The sequence below is a fragment of the Actinomadura luzonensis genome, assembly GCF_022664455.2.
GTDB classification, from domain to species: domain Bacteria; phylum Actinomycetota; class Actinomycetes; order Streptosporangiales; family Streptosporangiaceae; genus Nonomuraea; species Nonomuraea luzonensis.
In genome coordinates this window covers 5,848,921-5,862,612 of the sequence record NZ_JAKRKC020000001.1, presented here as the reverse complement: position 1 = coordinate 5,862,612, position 13,692 = coordinate 5,848,921, and the positions used below count along the sequence as shown (strand labels likewise).

Sequence of the window (13,692 nt, the reverse complement as noted above, 5' to 3'; positions counted from 1 at the left end):
CCCATCATCGCGCACCGATGTCCGGATTGCACGCGATTTCCCCGTTGGCTGGGCTAACGTGTCCCGAGTGTCCGGTCTTCCCTCCTTCCGTGCGGTCATGCTCATGGTCATCGCGGTGGTCGTGGTGACGGTCGCGACAGGCGGCGTCGTCGTGCTGCTCGACGGCGACCTGACCGGCACCCTGACCGGCACCGGGACCGGCACCGGGACCGGCACGCAGGACCCCGCGGACCGGCCCGCGCGCCGCCCGGCCCAGCGCTCCACGACCGCCCCCCGCCTCGACCAGCTCGTGCCCACCGCCGAACCGGCGAGCGAGCACGTCCAGGAGTTCGGCGAGGGCGGCCCGGGCGTGACCGTGACCGCGCCGCGCGTGCTCGCCATCGCCCCGGCGCAGGTCTCGAAGCGGACGCGGCTCAGGCTGGCCGCGCTCAAGCACGTCGAGAAGGCCGTCGTCGTGGACGCCGGCCAGGTCAAGGTCTCGGGCACGCCGCTCAACCTGCTGGCCGTGGACCCCGTCCAGTTCCGCTCGTGGACGCCGCAGGCGGTCGCCGACCAGCCGGCCGTGTGGAGCGCCCTGACCAGGGGCGAGCTGGTGGCCGAGGCGGGCGCGGCCCGCAGGTACGGCATCGTGCCCGGCGCCCTGTACCAGGTGGACGGCGGCCCCAGGCTGCGCGTGGCGGCCTCGGCCCCGCTCGGGCTCACCGGCGTGGACGGCCTGGTCGGCGCGGACCTGGGCCGCGCGATGGGGTTCGCGCCGGGCGTCGCGGTGCTGCTGCACGGCAAACCCGGCAAGATCAGCGACACCGCCGTGCGCAAGCTGCTCGGCAAGGGCACCCAGGTCGCCGTCCTGGACGCCGCCGCGCGCACCCCCAAGCAGCAGACCGCCACCGGCCGGCAGAGCACCCCGCGCAACGTCGCCGTCGGCCGCCCCGCCAGCTACCTGGACCTCTACAAGCTCTCCGCCGCCCGCTGCCCCGGCCTGTCCTGGACGGTGCTGGCCGCCATCGGCCAGGTCGAGAGCGGCCACGGCCGCAACAACGGCCCGTCCAGCGCGGGCGCGCTCGGGCCCATGCAGTTCATGCCCGCGACGTGGAAGCACTACGGCGTGGACGGCGACGGCGACGGCAAGGCCGACATCTGGAGCCCGTACGACGCCGTGCCGGCCGCGGCCGGCTACCTGTGCGCCAACGGCGCGGGCAAGGGCGGCGAGAAGCTGCGCAAGGCGATCTGGTTCTACAACCACTCGTGGGACTACGTGAACAAGGTCATGGGCATCGCCGAGGGCTACGCCCGCGCCTACCTGTGACGGCGGGGCGCGGGGCAGCAGGTGAGCGGGCAGGGCACCGGCTCAGGCTCCTCCATCAGCTCGCGCACCATCCGCACGAACCGCGGGTGGGTGCCCGCCGTGGCCGCCCGCTCCAGCGGCAGGCCCAGCTCGGCGGCGACGTCCCTGGCCTCGGTGTCGAGGTCGTAGACGACCTCCATGTGGTCGGAGACGAACCCGATCGGCACCAGCACCACCGCGGGCGCCTCGGTCTTGCGCAGGAAGTCGCAGACGTCCGGCTCCAGCCAGGGCACCTGCGGCGGGCCGCTGCGTGACTGCCACACCAGGTCCCACGGCTCGTCGCGGCCGAGCGCCCGGTTGACCAGCTCGGCGCTGCGGCGCAGCTGGGCCTCGTACAGGCCGCCCGAGGGGCCCGCGGTCTCGGCCATGGAGACCGGGACGCTGTGGGCGGTGAACACCAGGCGGGCGTCGTCGCGGCCGAGCCGCTCCAGCGCGGCGCGGGTGTGGTCGGCCATCGCGGCCACGAAGCCGGGGTGGTCGCCGAAGTGCCGCATCTTGATCAGCTCGGGGCCGCCCTCGACCGAGATGCGCTTGATGTCCTCGTAGTACTGCCGGCAGCTCGAATAGCCGGCGAAGGCGGAGGTGGCGAAGACGGCGGCCCTGCGGACGCCGTCGGCCTTCATCCGCCGGACGGTGTCCTCACCGAACGGGTGCCAGTTGCGGTTGCCCCAGTAGACGGGCACGTCGAGGACCGGGCGCAGCGCCTCGACGAGGTCGCGGTTCTGCTGGTTGATCGGGCTGACCCCGCCGAAGCCCTGGTAGTGCTCGGCCACCTCGAGCAGCCGCTCGCGCGGCACGCCGCGCCCCCGCACGACGTTTTCCAGGAACGGCATCACGTCGTCCGGCCCCTCCGGGCCGCCGAACGACAGGAGCAGCAGAGCGTCGTAATTACCCACGTGAACCACCCTATTCAAGAGTGTCGATGGTTCCCGCGCGAGGTAGGTTCGATCGGGTGAGCGCATTCAACGACATACGTGACTATGTGGCCATCCCCCGGGTTCTCTCGCTGCGGCTCTCGCCCGACGGCTCCGGGCTCGTCTCCACGGTGCAGTCTCTCAACCCCGACGGCAAGTCGTACGGGACCGCGCTCTGGGCCGTGCCCCTCGACGGCGAGCCGCGCCGGCTGACCCGCTCCGCCAAGGGCGAGTCGCAGGCCCTCTTCACCGCCGCCGGCGACGTCCTGTTCACCTCCGCCCGCCCCGACCCCACGGCGAAGGACGCCGGCGACGAGGTCGCGGCGCTGTGGCTGCTGCCGCGCGGCGGCGGCGAGGCCCGCCAGGTGGCCGCGCGGCCCGGCGGGATCGGCGCGTTCCGCACCGCCGGCGACGTGGTGGTGTTCTCCGCCGACGTGCTCGACGGCGAGGAGGCGGCCGACGAGGAGCGGCGCAAGGCCCGCAAGGACGCCGGCATCAGCGCGATCCTGCACGAGGGCGCGCCGGTCCGCTACTGGGACCACGACCTCGGCCCCGGCCGGCCCCGCCTGTTCGCCGGCCGGCTCGGCCCCGACCGGCTGGAGGACGTGCGCGAGCTGACCCCCGACGCCGGCGAGGCGCTCCGCGACGCCGCCTTCGAGCTGACGCCGGACGGCGCGAGCGTGGTCGCCACCTGGCGGGTGGACCTGCCGCGCGGCGAGATGCGCACCGACCTGGTGGTCATCGACGTGGCCACCGGCGAGCGCCGCACCCTGCTGACCGACGAGGGCCACGACTTCGAGGGGCCGCTCGCCGTCTCCCCCGACGGCACCCGCGTGGCCTGCTCCCGCGCCCGTTTCACCTCCCTGGAGGTCTCGGCCCGCAGCGAGCTGTGGATCGCCGACCTGGCCACCGGCGAGGGCCGCGGCTACGCCCCCGACCTGTTCCCCTCCGGCGTGGAGTGGGCGCCCGACTCCTCGGCCGTCTACGTCGTCGCCGACCACCAGGGCCGCCGCCCGGTCTTCCAGGTGCCGCTCGACGGCGAGGTGCGCAGGATCACCGGCGACGACGCCGCGTACGCGGGGCTGAGCGTCACCGCCGACGGCGCCACCCTGTACGCGCTGCGCAGCGCGATCGACCTGGCCCCCGCCCCCGCCAGGATCGACGTCGCGACCGGCGGCATCACCGACCTGCCCTCGCCCGCGCCCCGCCCCGAGGTGCCCGGCACGCTCACCGAGATCACCGCCACCGCCGACGACGGCGCGACCATCCGCGGCTGGCTCGTCCTCCCCGAGGGCGCCTCCGCCGACAACCCCGCGCCGTTCCTGCTGTGGATCCACGGCGGCCCGGTCGCCTCCTGGAACGACTGGCAGTGGCGCTGGCAGTCGTGGATCATGGCCGAGCACGGTTACGCCGTGTTGATGCCGGACCCGTGCCTGTCCACCGGCTACGGTCAGGACATGATCGATCGCGGCTGGGGCGACTGGGGCCCGCGCACCCAGGCCGACCTGGACGCGATCGTGGACGTCGCCCTGGCCAGGGACGACATCGACAGCGAGCGCATCGGCGCGATGGGCGGCTCGTTCGGCGGCTACATGGCCAACTGGCTGGCCGGCCACACCGACCGCTACCGGGCCATCGTCACCCACGCCTCGCTGTGGAACCTCGACCAGTTCGCCGGCACCACCGACTTCCCGCACTACTGGCAGCGCGAGTTCGGCGCGCCCGGCTCCGAGCGCTACGACCTGCTGTCGCCGCACCGCGCCCTCGACCGGATCACCACCCCGATGCTCGTCATCCACGGCGACAAGGACTACCGGGTGCCGATCGGCGAGGCCCTGCGGCTGTGGTGGGACCTGCGCCGCAGCGAGGTCGAGTCGAAGTTCCTGTACTTCCCCGACGAGAACCACTGGATCCTCAAGCCCGGCAACGCGGTCGCCTGGTACGAGACGGTGCTCGCCTTCCTCGCTCAGCACGTGCTCGGCCAGGAGTGGAAGCGCCCGGACTCGGTGGCCTGATGAACGACTTCCTGAGGCTCGCCGAGGACATCGCCCGCGAGGCCGGCGACATGCTGCTGGCCAAGCGGCCCACGATGTCGGCGGTGGTCGAGACCAAGTCCAGCCCCACCGACGTGGTCACCGCCCTGGACACGGCCTCGGAGCAGCTCATCCGCGAGCGCATCGAGGCCGCCAGGCCGGGCGACCGCATCCTCGGCGAGGAAGGAGGGGAGGCGCCGGGCGAGTCCGACGTGCGCTGGATCGTCGACCCGATCGACGGCACCGTCAACTTCCTGTACGGGCTGCCGGAGTGGGCGGTGTCGATCGCCGTCGAGGTCGGCGGCCGGGTGGTGGCCGGCGTGGTGAACATCCCGGCGCGCGGCGAGGTCTTCACCGCCGCGCTGGGCGAGGGGGCCTTTCTCGGCGGCGCGCGGCTGCGCTGCAACACCGGCGTGCCGCTGGCGCAGGCGCTGGTGGCGACCGGGTTCGGCTACGGGCAGGCCCGCCGGGCGGTGCAGGGCAGGGTGGTGGCCGGGGTGCTGCCGCGGGTGCGCGACATCCGGCGCGGCGGCTCGTGCGCGATCGACCTGTGCTCGCTGGCGGCCGGGCGTGTGGACGCGTACTACGAGCGGGGCATCAACCCGTGGGACTACGGCGCCGCCGGCCTGGTGGCGACCGAGTCGGGGGCCCGGCTCGGCGGGCTGAACGGCCGGCCGGTGAGCCCCGACTTCGCGCTCTGCGCGGCTCCCGGCCTGTTCGAGGAGCTGCACGACCTGCTCGTGACGCTGGACCCCGAGCGCGACGCCTGATCCTCCCGGCGTCCCGCGCCCGGTGACGGCGACGGTGACGGCGACGGGTACGGTGACGGGTACGGTGACGCGGACGGCCGGAGCCGTGCTCCGGCCGTCCGCCGCGAGTCAGCTGGGCAGGGCGATGCCGTGATCGTCCGCCAGGCGGCGAAGGTCCTCGATCTCGGCGGTGAGCGTGTCGGCGAGGTAGTCGTCGCCGGCGCTGCGGGCCTCCCGGAGGCCCTTGTAAGCCTGGTCGAGGCGGTGTTCGATCGTGGTGGTGAACTCGCCCATCTCACCTACTCTCTAGGGGTTCGTACCGTGTGGGGGCGATGTACGCCCATTGCCGGTCGATGTCCTGGCAATGGGTGTCCCGCAGGCATACCCCGGCCTGGTCCCCTCCGAAACATGAATTTCCCCGCCGTCTGCCTCACCTGTTGGTCACCAACGCCTGAACATGCCTTACCGTGCGCTTATCGCCACTGTGGGGACAATGAGTGGCCGGAGACGGAGAGAGGTGTTCCAGCGTGCGCGTGCTGGTGGTGGAGGATGAGCGGGTGCTCGCCGACGCGATCGCGACGGGGCTGCGGCGCGAGGCCATGGCGGTCGACGTCGCCTACGACGGCGGGGGCGCGCTCGAACGGACCTCCTACATCGACTATGACGTGATCGTGCTGGACCGCGACCTGCCGGTGGTCCACGGCGACGAGGTGTGCCGCAGGCTCGTCGAGCAGCGCACCGCCTCGCGCATCCTGATGCTCACCGCCTCGGGCGACGTGGACGACAAGGTGGAGGGCCTCGGCCTCGGCGCCGACGACTACCTCGCCAAGCCGTTCGTCTTCATCGAGCTGGTGGCGCGGGTGCGCGCGCTCGGCCGCCGCTCCGCGCCCGCCCTGCCGCCGGTCCTGGAGCGGTCCGGCATCCGGCTCGACCCGGGCAAGCGCCTGGTGGAGCGCGACGGCAGGGAGGTCGTGCTGACGAAGAAGGAGTTCGCGGTCCTGGAGGAGCTGATGCGCGCCGAGGGCGCCGTCGTCAGCCAGGAGGACCTGCTGGACAAGGCGTGGGACGAGAACATCGATCCCTTCACCAACGTGGTCCGGGTGACCATGATGACGCTGCGGAAGAAGCTGGGCGAGCCTCAAGTGATCGAGACTGTGCCCGGGGTTGGGTACAAATTGTGAGTGACGGGGCAGAGCGCCGTACGGAGCCGACGCATCCGATGATCAGTCCGCACTCGTCGCGCAAGGCGACGCGCGTGCAGGAGGCGCCGCCGCCGAGCGGCCCGCCCGTCTGGGACGGCCCGCCCCCGCCGCGGCAGCCGGTGGACCCGCGCACGCCGAAGGACCGCATGCGGTCGATCACGGAGAAGGTCAGCATCCGCTGGAGGCTGACCCTCACCTACGGCGCGCTGGTCTTCGTGGCGTCGGTGGTGCTGCTGTTCTCGGTCTACTCGATTGTCGCGACCGCCATCGACCGCAACTGGCCCGACCTCAACTGGTCCACCCCGCGCGACGAGCTGATCTGGCGCGACGCCCGGCAGGGCGCGGTCGCGGCCGCGCAGGACGCCCTGCTGCGCAGCGCCGTGCTGTCGCTGGTCGGGGTGGGCATCCTGTCGCTCATCATCGGCTACTTCGTCTCCGACCGGGTGCTGCGGCCGGTGGCGCGGATGACCGCCACGGCCCGCCGCCTGTCGGAGAGCACGCTGGCCCACCAGCGCATCGCCCTGGAGGGCCCCAACGACGAGCTGAAGGAGCTGGCCGACACCTTCGACGCCATGCTCACCCGGCTCAACGTCGCCTTCGACACTCAGCGCAGATTCGTGGCCAACGCCTCCCACGAATTGCGAACCCCTCTCACGATTAACCGGACGGTCCTGGAGATCGCCCTGTCCGATCCCGAGGCTTCGGAGGACCTCAAAGCGCTCGGGCGCACCCTTCTCGAAGTGAACGCGCGTAACGAGAAGCTCATCGAGGGTCTGCTGTTGCTGGCGAGGAGCGAGCGCGAACTCGCCGTGCGCAAACCGGTCAACGTTCAGGAAGTGGCGCAGACGGCGGTGGAACAGCTCGCGCCGTTCGCCGCGGAACACGGCGTCAGCGTCAGCACCGAACTGGTCAGTGCGCCTACCGTCGGCGATCCGGTGCTCCTGGAGCGGTCGGTCGGCAACCTGCTGGAGAACGCGGTCAAGTACAACATTCCCGAAAACGGAAAAGTCTGGATCCGGACGGGAATGGTGGACGGTGCCGTCGTTGTTCAGGTGGCCAACACGGGACAGCACGTCCCGGCGTACGAGGTGAACAGCCTGTTCGAGCCGTTCAGGAGGCTCCACGCCGACCGCGTGGACTCCGCCAAGGGATCGGGTCTGGGGTTGTCCATCGTCCGTGCGGTGGTGCAGGCCCACGGCGGAAATGTGGCCGCCGTGCCGAGGGATGGCGGAGGACTTGTGGTGACCATTCGGCTGCCGAAGGGCTGACCCGTGATGCTCCGTGACGTTCGTCCGCGTGTTGATGCACGGGGGGCGTCTCGTTCACGCCGCACATGTGGTTGGATGTGCCGTCGAACACGGTGGTGCATGACGCCAAGGCTGTGGGTTTCGCCATATTTGGCTAACCATTGCCGTCGGCAGCAGGCCCTGGCGTGTCGGGAGGTTCGTGGTCCGTTCCCGCGGGGTACCGATGGGAAATCTCCCCGGCGGAACGGGCACAACATGGACCTCCCGGACGTTAGAAGACGCGCGACCGAGCGCGCCGACATATTGATGAGGGGGATGGAGTAAGCACAATGGCTACCGACTACGACAGCCCGCGCAAGACGGACGACGACCTGGGGGAGGACAGCCTCCAGGAGCTCCAGGCGCGGCGCACCGACAAGTCGTCCGGCAGCATCGACATCGACGAGACCGATCTCGCCGAGTCGCTCGAGCTGCCCGGCGCCGACCTGTCGAACGAGGAACTCTCCCTGCGGGTGATCCCCCGCCAGGCCGACGAGTTCACCTGCTCGCGTTGCTTCCTGGTGCATCACCGCAGCCAGCTGGCCTCGGAGAAGAACGGCCAGCAGGTCTGCCGGGAGTGCGCCGCCTGATCGCCGTGCCTCAGGGTACGAGAGCGAGACTTCGAGCCGACGAACCCTGAAGGTCGCGACCATGAGGACGGAGGCATCGCGTGGCCGTACCGGAGAAAGATCGTCAACCAGGAGACGAGATCGCCGACCCCGACAAGGAGGTCGGCGAGCTCGTAGGCAGGCTCACCGCGTCCGATGAGCTGGAGCCGGCCGAGCGGCGCAGGCTGCTCGGCCGGCTCGCCAAGGCGTTGTCCGCCGGGGCGAGGAAGGCGAAGGAGTCCGGCGCCGGGCGCGGGCGCTGGCTGGCTGACGTCTTCCTCAACATCGCGCCGCGCATCCCGATCCGTGATCTGCACACCCTCTCCGAGCACCACCACGGCATGACCGGTGAGCAACTGGCCGACGACCTGGTGCGCACCGCCCAGAAGGCGACGATGACGGTCGGCGCCATCGGCGGAGCGCTCGCGGCGGCCGAGTTCGCCGCACCACCCCTCCTCCTCTCCGCCCCCGCCCAGCTCGTCGCCGAGACGATCGTCGTGGCGGCCATCGAGGTCAAGCTGCTGGCCGAGCTGCACGAGGTCTACGGCGTGCGCGTGCACGGCACCGGCGCCCAGCGCGCCATCGCCTTCACCGCCGCCTGGGCCAGGCAACGCGGGATCGACCCCCTCGCCCCCGCGTCCGTGTCGCTCGCGCTCGGCGCCGCCACCAAGACCGCCCTGCGCAACCGCCTCATGCGGACGCTCGGCCGCCACCTGACGACGTTCGGCCCGTTCCTCACCGGCGCGGTGGCCGGCGGCGCGCTCAACCGGGTGGCGACGAAGAAGCTCGGCGAGACCATACGCAACGACCTGCGCGGCAAGCTGCCCCCCGCGCCGAAACGCGGCGAGCTGCCCACCTGAGCCCGCTCACCCCCGCAGACCGTCGAACGCCATTGTGACGAGCGCGTCGGCCACCTCATCGGCCGACGCGCCGCGCTCCGGGCGGTACCACTCGGCGATCGAGCTGACCGCGCCGAACAGCAGCCGGGTCACCAGCGCCGGATCCAGGTCGGGCCGGATCGCGCCCTCCGCCGCCGCCTCCTTGACCAGGTGGCTGACGAACGCGTCGAACTCCCTGCGCCGCGCCAGCGCCGCCTGCTCGGTGGCGCTGTTGCCGCGCACCCGCAGCAGCAGCGTCACGTACGGCAGCCGCTCGGCCAGCAGCCGCACGCTGCGCCGCACCACCCATTCCAGCCGGTCGATGGCCGGGCCGCGGGCCGCCCGCTCGTCGGCGGCCAGCTCGAACAGCCCGTCCAGGGCCCGGTCGAGGGCCCGGGCGAGCAGCTGCTCCTTGCCGGGGACGTGGTAGTAGATCGCCGACTTGGTCACGCCGAGCGCCCTGGCGAGGTCCTCCATGCTGGTGCCGTCGTAGCCGCGCTCGTTGAAGACGGCGACGGCGATCGACAGGACGGACTCCGGGTCGTGCCCGCGCCTGCGGGATGGGCTGGACATATGTCTAATTATCCGGACGTTTGTCGATGACTCGTCTCAGCTTCCCCATCGACCGCTCCAGCGTCTCCGGATCCACCACGTCGACCTCGACGCTCACCCCCACGCCCGCCTTCACCGACGCGGCCAGCGCCGCCGCCGCCCCGGCCCGCTCCGTGAAGCCCGGCCGCGCCTCCACCCGCACCGTCATGACGTCCAGCCGCTCCGGGCGCGACAGGTGGAGCTGGAAGTGCGGGGCCAGGCCGGGCACGCGCAGCACCAGCTCCTCGATCTGCGTCGGGAACACGTTCACGCCGCGCAGGATGATCATGTCGTCGGTGCGGCCGGTCACCTTCTCCATGCGCCGGAACGCCGGCCGCGCCGTGCCCGGCAGCAGCCGGGTCAGGTCGCGGGTGCGGTAGCGGATGACCGGCATGCCCTCCTTGGTGAGGCTCGTCAGCACCAGCTCGCCGCCGTCGGGGGCCGGCTCGCCGGTGAACGGGTCGACCGTCTCCGGGTAGAAGTGGTCCTCCCAGACGTGCAGCCCGTCCTTGGTCTCCACGCACTCGTTGGCCACGCCGGGGCCCATCACCTCCGACAGGCCGTAGATGTCGACGGCGTGCAGGTCGAAGGCGTCCTCGATCTCGGCCCGCATCCGCTCGGTCCACGGCTCGGCGCCGAAGACGCCGATCCGCAGCGACGACGCGCGCGGGTCGAGCCCCTGCGCGGCGAACTCGTCCAGCAGGGCCAGCATGTACGTCGGCGTCACCATGACGATGTCCGGCCGCAGGTCGGTGATCAGCCGCACCTGGCGCGGCGTCATGCCGCCCGAGGCCGGCACCACCGTGCAGCCCAGCCGCTCGGCCCCGTAGTGGGCGCCGAGCCCGCCGGTGAACAGCCCGTAGCCGTAGGCCACGTGCACCACGTCGCCGGGCCGGCCGCCCGAGGCGCGGATCGAGCGGGCCATGACGTCGGCCCACACGTCGAGGTCGCCCCTGGTGTAGCCGACCACGGTCGGCTGCCCGGTGGTGCCGCTGGAGGCGTGCAGCCGGGCGATCCGCGAGCGGGGCACGGCGAACATGCCGAACGGGTAGTTCTCGCGCAGGTCCTGCTTCGTGGTGAGCGGGAAACCCGCCAGGTCGGACAGCTCCTTGCAGTCGCCCGGATGCACGCCGGCCTCGTCGAAGCGGCGGCGGTAGAAGGGGACGTTGTCGTAGGCGTGGCTCAGCGTCCACCGCAGGCGCTCCAGCTGCAGCGCCATCAGCTCGTCGCGGGAGACCCGCTCGACCGGGTCGAGCTCGTCGGGTCTCGGGGGGTCCGCCAGTCTCATCGCAACTCCCGGCTCCGGCCGCGGAGGCGGTGTCGGCGTCCATCGTGCGACGCGCGCTCTCCACGGCAGGTCTCCCTTGTCAACTGACCGAATGTTCGGTAAACACTTCACCGTCCGGCCGATCCCTGTCAAGAGGGTGAGCAAGCATGTTCGAACAGCACCGTGACACCCTGGAGAAGGCCCTGGCCGCCATCGCCGCGCGTGGCTACTGGAGCGCCTACCCCGAGTCGCCCAGCCCGCGCGTGTACGGCGAAGGGGCGGCCGAGCGCGGCAAGGAAGCGTTCGAGTCCTACCTCGGCAAGCCGTTCCCGCTGGAGCAGCCGGGCACCGGCTCGTGGATCGGCGCGGAGCGCTCGCCGTACGGGATGGACCTCGGCGTCACCTACCCCGAGCCCATCGCCGAGGAGCTGATCGCGGCGGCCGGGGCGGCCATGCCCGCCTGGCGTGACGCCGGCCCCGAGGCCCGCGCGCTGACCTGCGTCGAGATCGTCAACCGGATCAACCGGCGCAGCTTCGAGCTCGCGCACGCGGTGCAGCACACCACCGGGCAGGCGTTCGTCATGGCCTTCCAGGCCGGCGGGCCGCACGCCCAGGACCGCGCCCTCGAGGCCGTCGCGTACGGGCTCGCCGCCATGACCTCCTCGGCCGCGAGCGCCCACTGGGAGAAGCCGGCCAAGGGCGAGCCGCTGGTCATGGACAAGCGCTTCACCGTCGTGCCCCGGGGCGTGGCCGTGGTCATCGGCTGCAACACCTTCCCCACCTGGAACGCCTACCCGGGGCTGTTCGCCTCGCTCGTCACCGGCAACCCGGTGATCGTCAAACCGCACCCCCGGGCGATCCTGCCGCTCGCGATCACCGTGCTCGTGGCGCGCGAGGTGCTGGCCGAGGCCGGGTTCGACCCGGCGCTCGTGTCCCTGGCCGCCGAGGAGGGGCAGGGGCTCGCCAAGACCCTCGCCACGCACCCGGCGGTGCGGATCGTCGACTACACCGGCTCCACCGAGTTCGGCGACTGGCTGGAGCGCAACGCCCGCCAGGCGCTGGTGCACACCGAGAAGGCCGGGGTCAACGCGGTCGTGATCGACTCCACCGGGTCGTGGCGCGGCATGCTCGCCAACCTGGCGTTCTCGCTGTCGCTCTACAGCGGCCAGATGTGCACCGCGCCGCAGAACGTCTTCGTCCCGGCCGGCGGCATCGAGACCGACGAAGGGCACAAGAGCTTCGAGGAGGTCGCGGAAGGGCTCGCCGGGGCCGTCGGGCGGCTGCTCGGCGACGACGCCAAGGCGGTCGAGCTGACCGGGGCGATCGTCAACCCCGGCGTGCTGGCGCGGGTGGAGTCCGCCGGAGAGCTGGGGGAGACGGTGCTGGAGCCGCGGGCGATCCGGCACCCGGCGTTCCCGGACGCGGTCGTGCGTACGCCGGCGATCGTGCGCGTGGCCGCCGCCGACGAGGACGTGTACGGGCGCGAGTGCTTCGGGCCGGTGTCGTTCCTGATCCCGACGGCGTCCACGGGGGAGAGCCTCGACCTGCTGCGCCGCACCGTCAAGGCCCGGGGCGCGCTCACCGCGTCCGTCTACTCCACCTCGCCGCAGGTGCTCGACGACGCCGAACGGGCCGCCCTGGACGCCGGGGTCAACCTGTCGTGCAACCTGACCGGCGGCGTCTTCGTCAACCAGTCGGCCGCCTTCAGCGACTACCACGGCACCGGCGCCAACCCGGCCGCCACCGCGTCCCTCACCGACCCGGGCTACGTCGCGGGCCGCTTCTCCATCGTCCAGTCCCGCCGCCCCACCTGACCCGCCGACCGCCCCTCCCTCGAAGGGCGGCGTCGTGCCCCCGGCTCCCGCCGTCCCTCCGTCCTTCTTGCTGAGGGACGGGGCGGGGGTGAGGGCCCTCCTCCCCAGAGGGTGGGAGTGGGACGGTGGGGGAGGGCTTCCCGGGGACGGACGGAAGTGGGCGACGGTGAGGAGGCGGTCCGGGTGAAGGTGGCAGTGATCGGCGGAGGCCGGATGGGCAGCGGGATCGCGCAGGTGTTCCTGACCAGGGGCGACCACGTCACCGTCCAGGAGCCGGAGGCGGAGGCCGCGCGCCGCCGCATCACCGAGGGCCTGACGATCGCCGAGTCCAAAGGCCTGACCGACCGCCGCGAGGCCCTGGGCAGGCTCGTCATGGGCAAGGTCCCGCCGGACGCCGAGCTGGTCGTCGAGGCCGTCCCCGAGGACCCGGCGCTGAAGGTGGAGGTGCTGGCGGCGGCCGAGGCGGGCCTCGGCGAGGACGCCGTCCTCGCCACCAACACCAGCTCCCTGTCCATCGGCGAGCTGGCCGCCGCCCTGAGCCGCCCGGAACGCCTCATCGGCCTGCACTTCTTCAACCCGGTCCCGGTCCAGCGCCTGATCGAGATCGTGGTCACCGACGTCACCCCGCCCGCCGTGCTGGAGCGGGCCCGCGGGTACGCCGACCACCTGGGCAAGACGGCCGTCGTGGTCCACGACTCGCCCGGGTTCGCGACCAGCCGCCTCGGCGTGCTGCTCGGCCTGGAGGCGATCCGCATGGTGGAGGAGGGCGTCGCGACGCCCGAGGACATCGACACCGCCATGACCCTCGGCTACGGCCACCCCATGGGCCCGCTGCGCCTCGGCGACCTGGTCGGGCTCGACGTGCGCCTGGCCATCGCCGAGTACCTGCACGCCCGTCTCGGCCCGCGTTTCGAACCGCCCGCGCTGCTGCGCCGCAAGGTGGCCGCGGGGGAGCTGGGCCGCAAGAGCGGGAAGGGTTTCTACGAGTGGTGACGGGAGGAGGAT

Annotated in this window: 13 protein-coding genes; 9 read left to right on the top strand and 4 right to left on the bottom strand. The window is 72.2% G+C overall.

Features of this window, described 5'->3' with window-relative positions:
• Positions 1–67 precede the first annotated feature (67 nt).
• Positions 68–1,306 (top strand): lytic transglycosylase domain-containing protein, encoded by a 1,239-nt coding sequence (locus MF672_RS27795; protein WP_242375894.1) that lies wholly within the window; start codon positions 68–70, stop codon positions 1,304–1,306.
• Here MF672_RS27795 and MF672_RS27790 read toward each other — a convergent pair.
• The gene (locus tag MF672_RS27790; RefSeq protein WP_242375893.1) at positions 1,297–2,241 is read right to left on the bottom strand and encodes a ferrochelatase; all 945 of its coding nucleotides are present in this window, start codon (positions 2,239–2,241) and stop codon (positions 1,297–1,299) included. The genes MF672_RS27795 and MF672_RS27790 overlap by 10 nt on opposite strands.
• 26 nt (positions 2,242–2,267) lie before the next feature.
• On the opposite strand from MF672_RS27790, the gene MF672_RS27785 reads away from it, so the two are divergent.
• Positions 2,268–4,274 (top strand): S9 family peptidase, encoded by a 2,007-nt coding sequence (locus MF672_RS27785; RefSeq protein ID WP_407654744.1) that lies wholly within the window; start codon positions 2,268–2,270, stop codon positions 4,272–4,274.
• A complete protein-coding gene (locus tag MF672_RS27780; RefSeq protein WP_242375891.1) occupies positions 4,274–5,062 on the top strand; it encodes an inositol monophosphatase family protein in 789 nt (262 codons plus the stop codon). Before MF672_RS27785 ends, MF672_RS27780 begins: the two co-directional genes overlap by 1 nt.
• A gap of 108 nt (positions 5,063–5,170) precedes the next feature.
• Here the strand turns inward: MF672_RS27780 and MF672_RS27775 are convergent, their stop codons facing one another.
• Positions 5,171–5,335: a hypothetical protein gene (locus MF672_RS27775; RefSeq protein WP_242375890.1), complete on the bottom strand. Its 165-nt coding sequence runs from the start codon at positions 5,333–5,335 to the stop codon at positions 5,171–5,173.
• Between the two features lie 233 nt (positions 5,336–5,568).
• Between MF672_RS27775 and MF672_RS27770 the strand changes: the two genes are divergently transcribed.
• The 4 genes from MF672_RS27770 (at position 5,569) to MF672_RS27755 (ending at position 8,997) form a co-directional block, all read left to right on the top strand.
• Positions 5,569–6,222, top strand: coding sequence for a response regulator transcription factor (locus MF672_RS27770; protein ID WP_020542845.1), 654 nt, complete (start codon positions 5,569–5,571; stop codon positions 6,220–6,222).
• 38 nt (positions 6,223–6,260) lie between these two features.
• A complete protein-coding gene (locus MF672_RS27765; protein ID WP_242375889.1) occupies positions 6,261–7,511 on the top strand; it encodes a sensor histidine kinase in 1,251 nt (416 codons plus the stop codon).
• A 308-nt stretch (positions 7,512–7,819) separates the two neighbouring features.
• A complete protein-coding gene (locus tag MF672_RS27760; protein ID WP_020542847.1) occupies positions 7,820–8,119 on the top strand; it encodes a DUF4193 domain-containing protein in 300 nt (99 codons plus the stop codon).
• An 80-nt stretch (positions 8,120–8,199) separates the two neighbouring features.
• Positions 8,200–8,997 carry a hypothetical protein gene (locus MF672_RS27755; RefSeq protein WP_242375888.1) on the top strand — a complete coding sequence of 266 codons (798 nt, stop codon included), beginning with the start codon at positions 8,200–8,202 and terminating at the stop codon, positions 8,995–8,997.
• A gap of 6 nt (positions 8,998–9,003) precedes the next feature.
• On the opposite strand, the gene MF672_RS27750 is transcribed toward MF672_RS27755, so the two are convergent.
• The gene (locus MF672_RS27750; protein WP_242375887.1) at positions 9,004–9,588 is read right to left on the bottom strand and encodes a TetR/AcrR family transcriptional regulator; all 585 of its coding nucleotides are present in this window, start codon (positions 9,586–9,588) and stop codon (positions 9,004–9,006) included.
• A gap of 4 nt (positions 9,589–9,592) precedes the next feature.
• Entirely contained in the window at positions 9,593–10,894 is a 1,302-nt protein-coding gene (gene paaK, locus MF672_RS27745; RefSeq protein WP_242375886.1) for a phenylacetate--CoA ligase PaaK, read from the bottom strand.
• A 146-nt stretch (positions 10,895–11,040) separates the two neighbouring features.
• Here paaK and paaN point away from each other — a divergent pair, with 146 nt between their 5' ends.
• Together paaN and MF672_RS27735 are read left to right on the top strand one after the other, a co-directional pair.
• Positions 11,041–12,687: a phenylacetic acid degradation protein PaaN gene (gene paaN / locus MF672_RS27740; RefSeq protein WP_242375885.1), complete on the top strand. Its 1,647-nt coding sequence runs from the start codon at positions 11,041–11,043 to the stop codon at positions 12,685–12,687.
• Positions 12,688–12,870: 183 nt separating this feature from the next.
• A complete protein-coding gene (locus MF672_RS27735) occupies positions 12,871–13,680 on the top strand; it encodes a 3-hydroxyacyl-CoA dehydrogenase family protein (RefSeq protein ID WP_302893268.1) in 810 nt (269 codons plus the stop codon).
• The last annotated feature ends 12 nt before the right edge of the window (positions 13,681–13,692 follow it).

Excerpts from the sequence above, each read along its gene's own strand:
- MF672_RS27785 (WP_407654744.1), top strand. The coding sequence starts at position 2,268 with ATGGTTCCCGCGCGAGGTAGGTTCGATCGGGTGAGCGCATTCAACGAC.
- paaK (WP_242375886.1), bottom strand. The coding sequence starts at position 10,894 with ATGAGACTGGCGGACCCCCCGAGACCCGACGAGCTCGACCCGGTCGAG.
- MF672_RS27750 (WP_242375887.1), bottom strand. The coding sequence starts at position 9,588 with ATGTCCAGCCCATCCCGCAGGCGCGGGCACGACCCGGAGTCCGTCCTG.
- MF672_RS27775 (WP_242375890.1), bottom strand. The coding sequence starts at position 5,335 with ATGGGCGAGTTCACCACCACGATCGAACACCGCCTCGACCAGGCTTAC.
- MF672_RS27765 (WP_242375889.1), top strand. The coding sequence starts at position 6,261 with ATGATCAGTCCGCACTCGTCGCGCAAGGCGACGCGCGTGCAGGAGGCG.
- paaN (WP_242375885.1), top strand. The coding sequence starts at position 11,041 with ATGTTCGAACAGCACCGTGACACCCTGGAGAAGGCCCTGGCCGCCATC.
- MF672_RS27760 (WP_020542847.1), top strand. The coding sequence starts at position 7,820 with ATGGCTACCGACTACGACAGCCCGCGCAAGACGGACGACGACCTGGGG.
- MF672_RS27780 (WP_242375891.1), top strand. The coding sequence starts at position 4,274 with ATGAACGACTTCCTGAGGCTCGCCGAGGACATCGCCCGCGAGGCCGGC.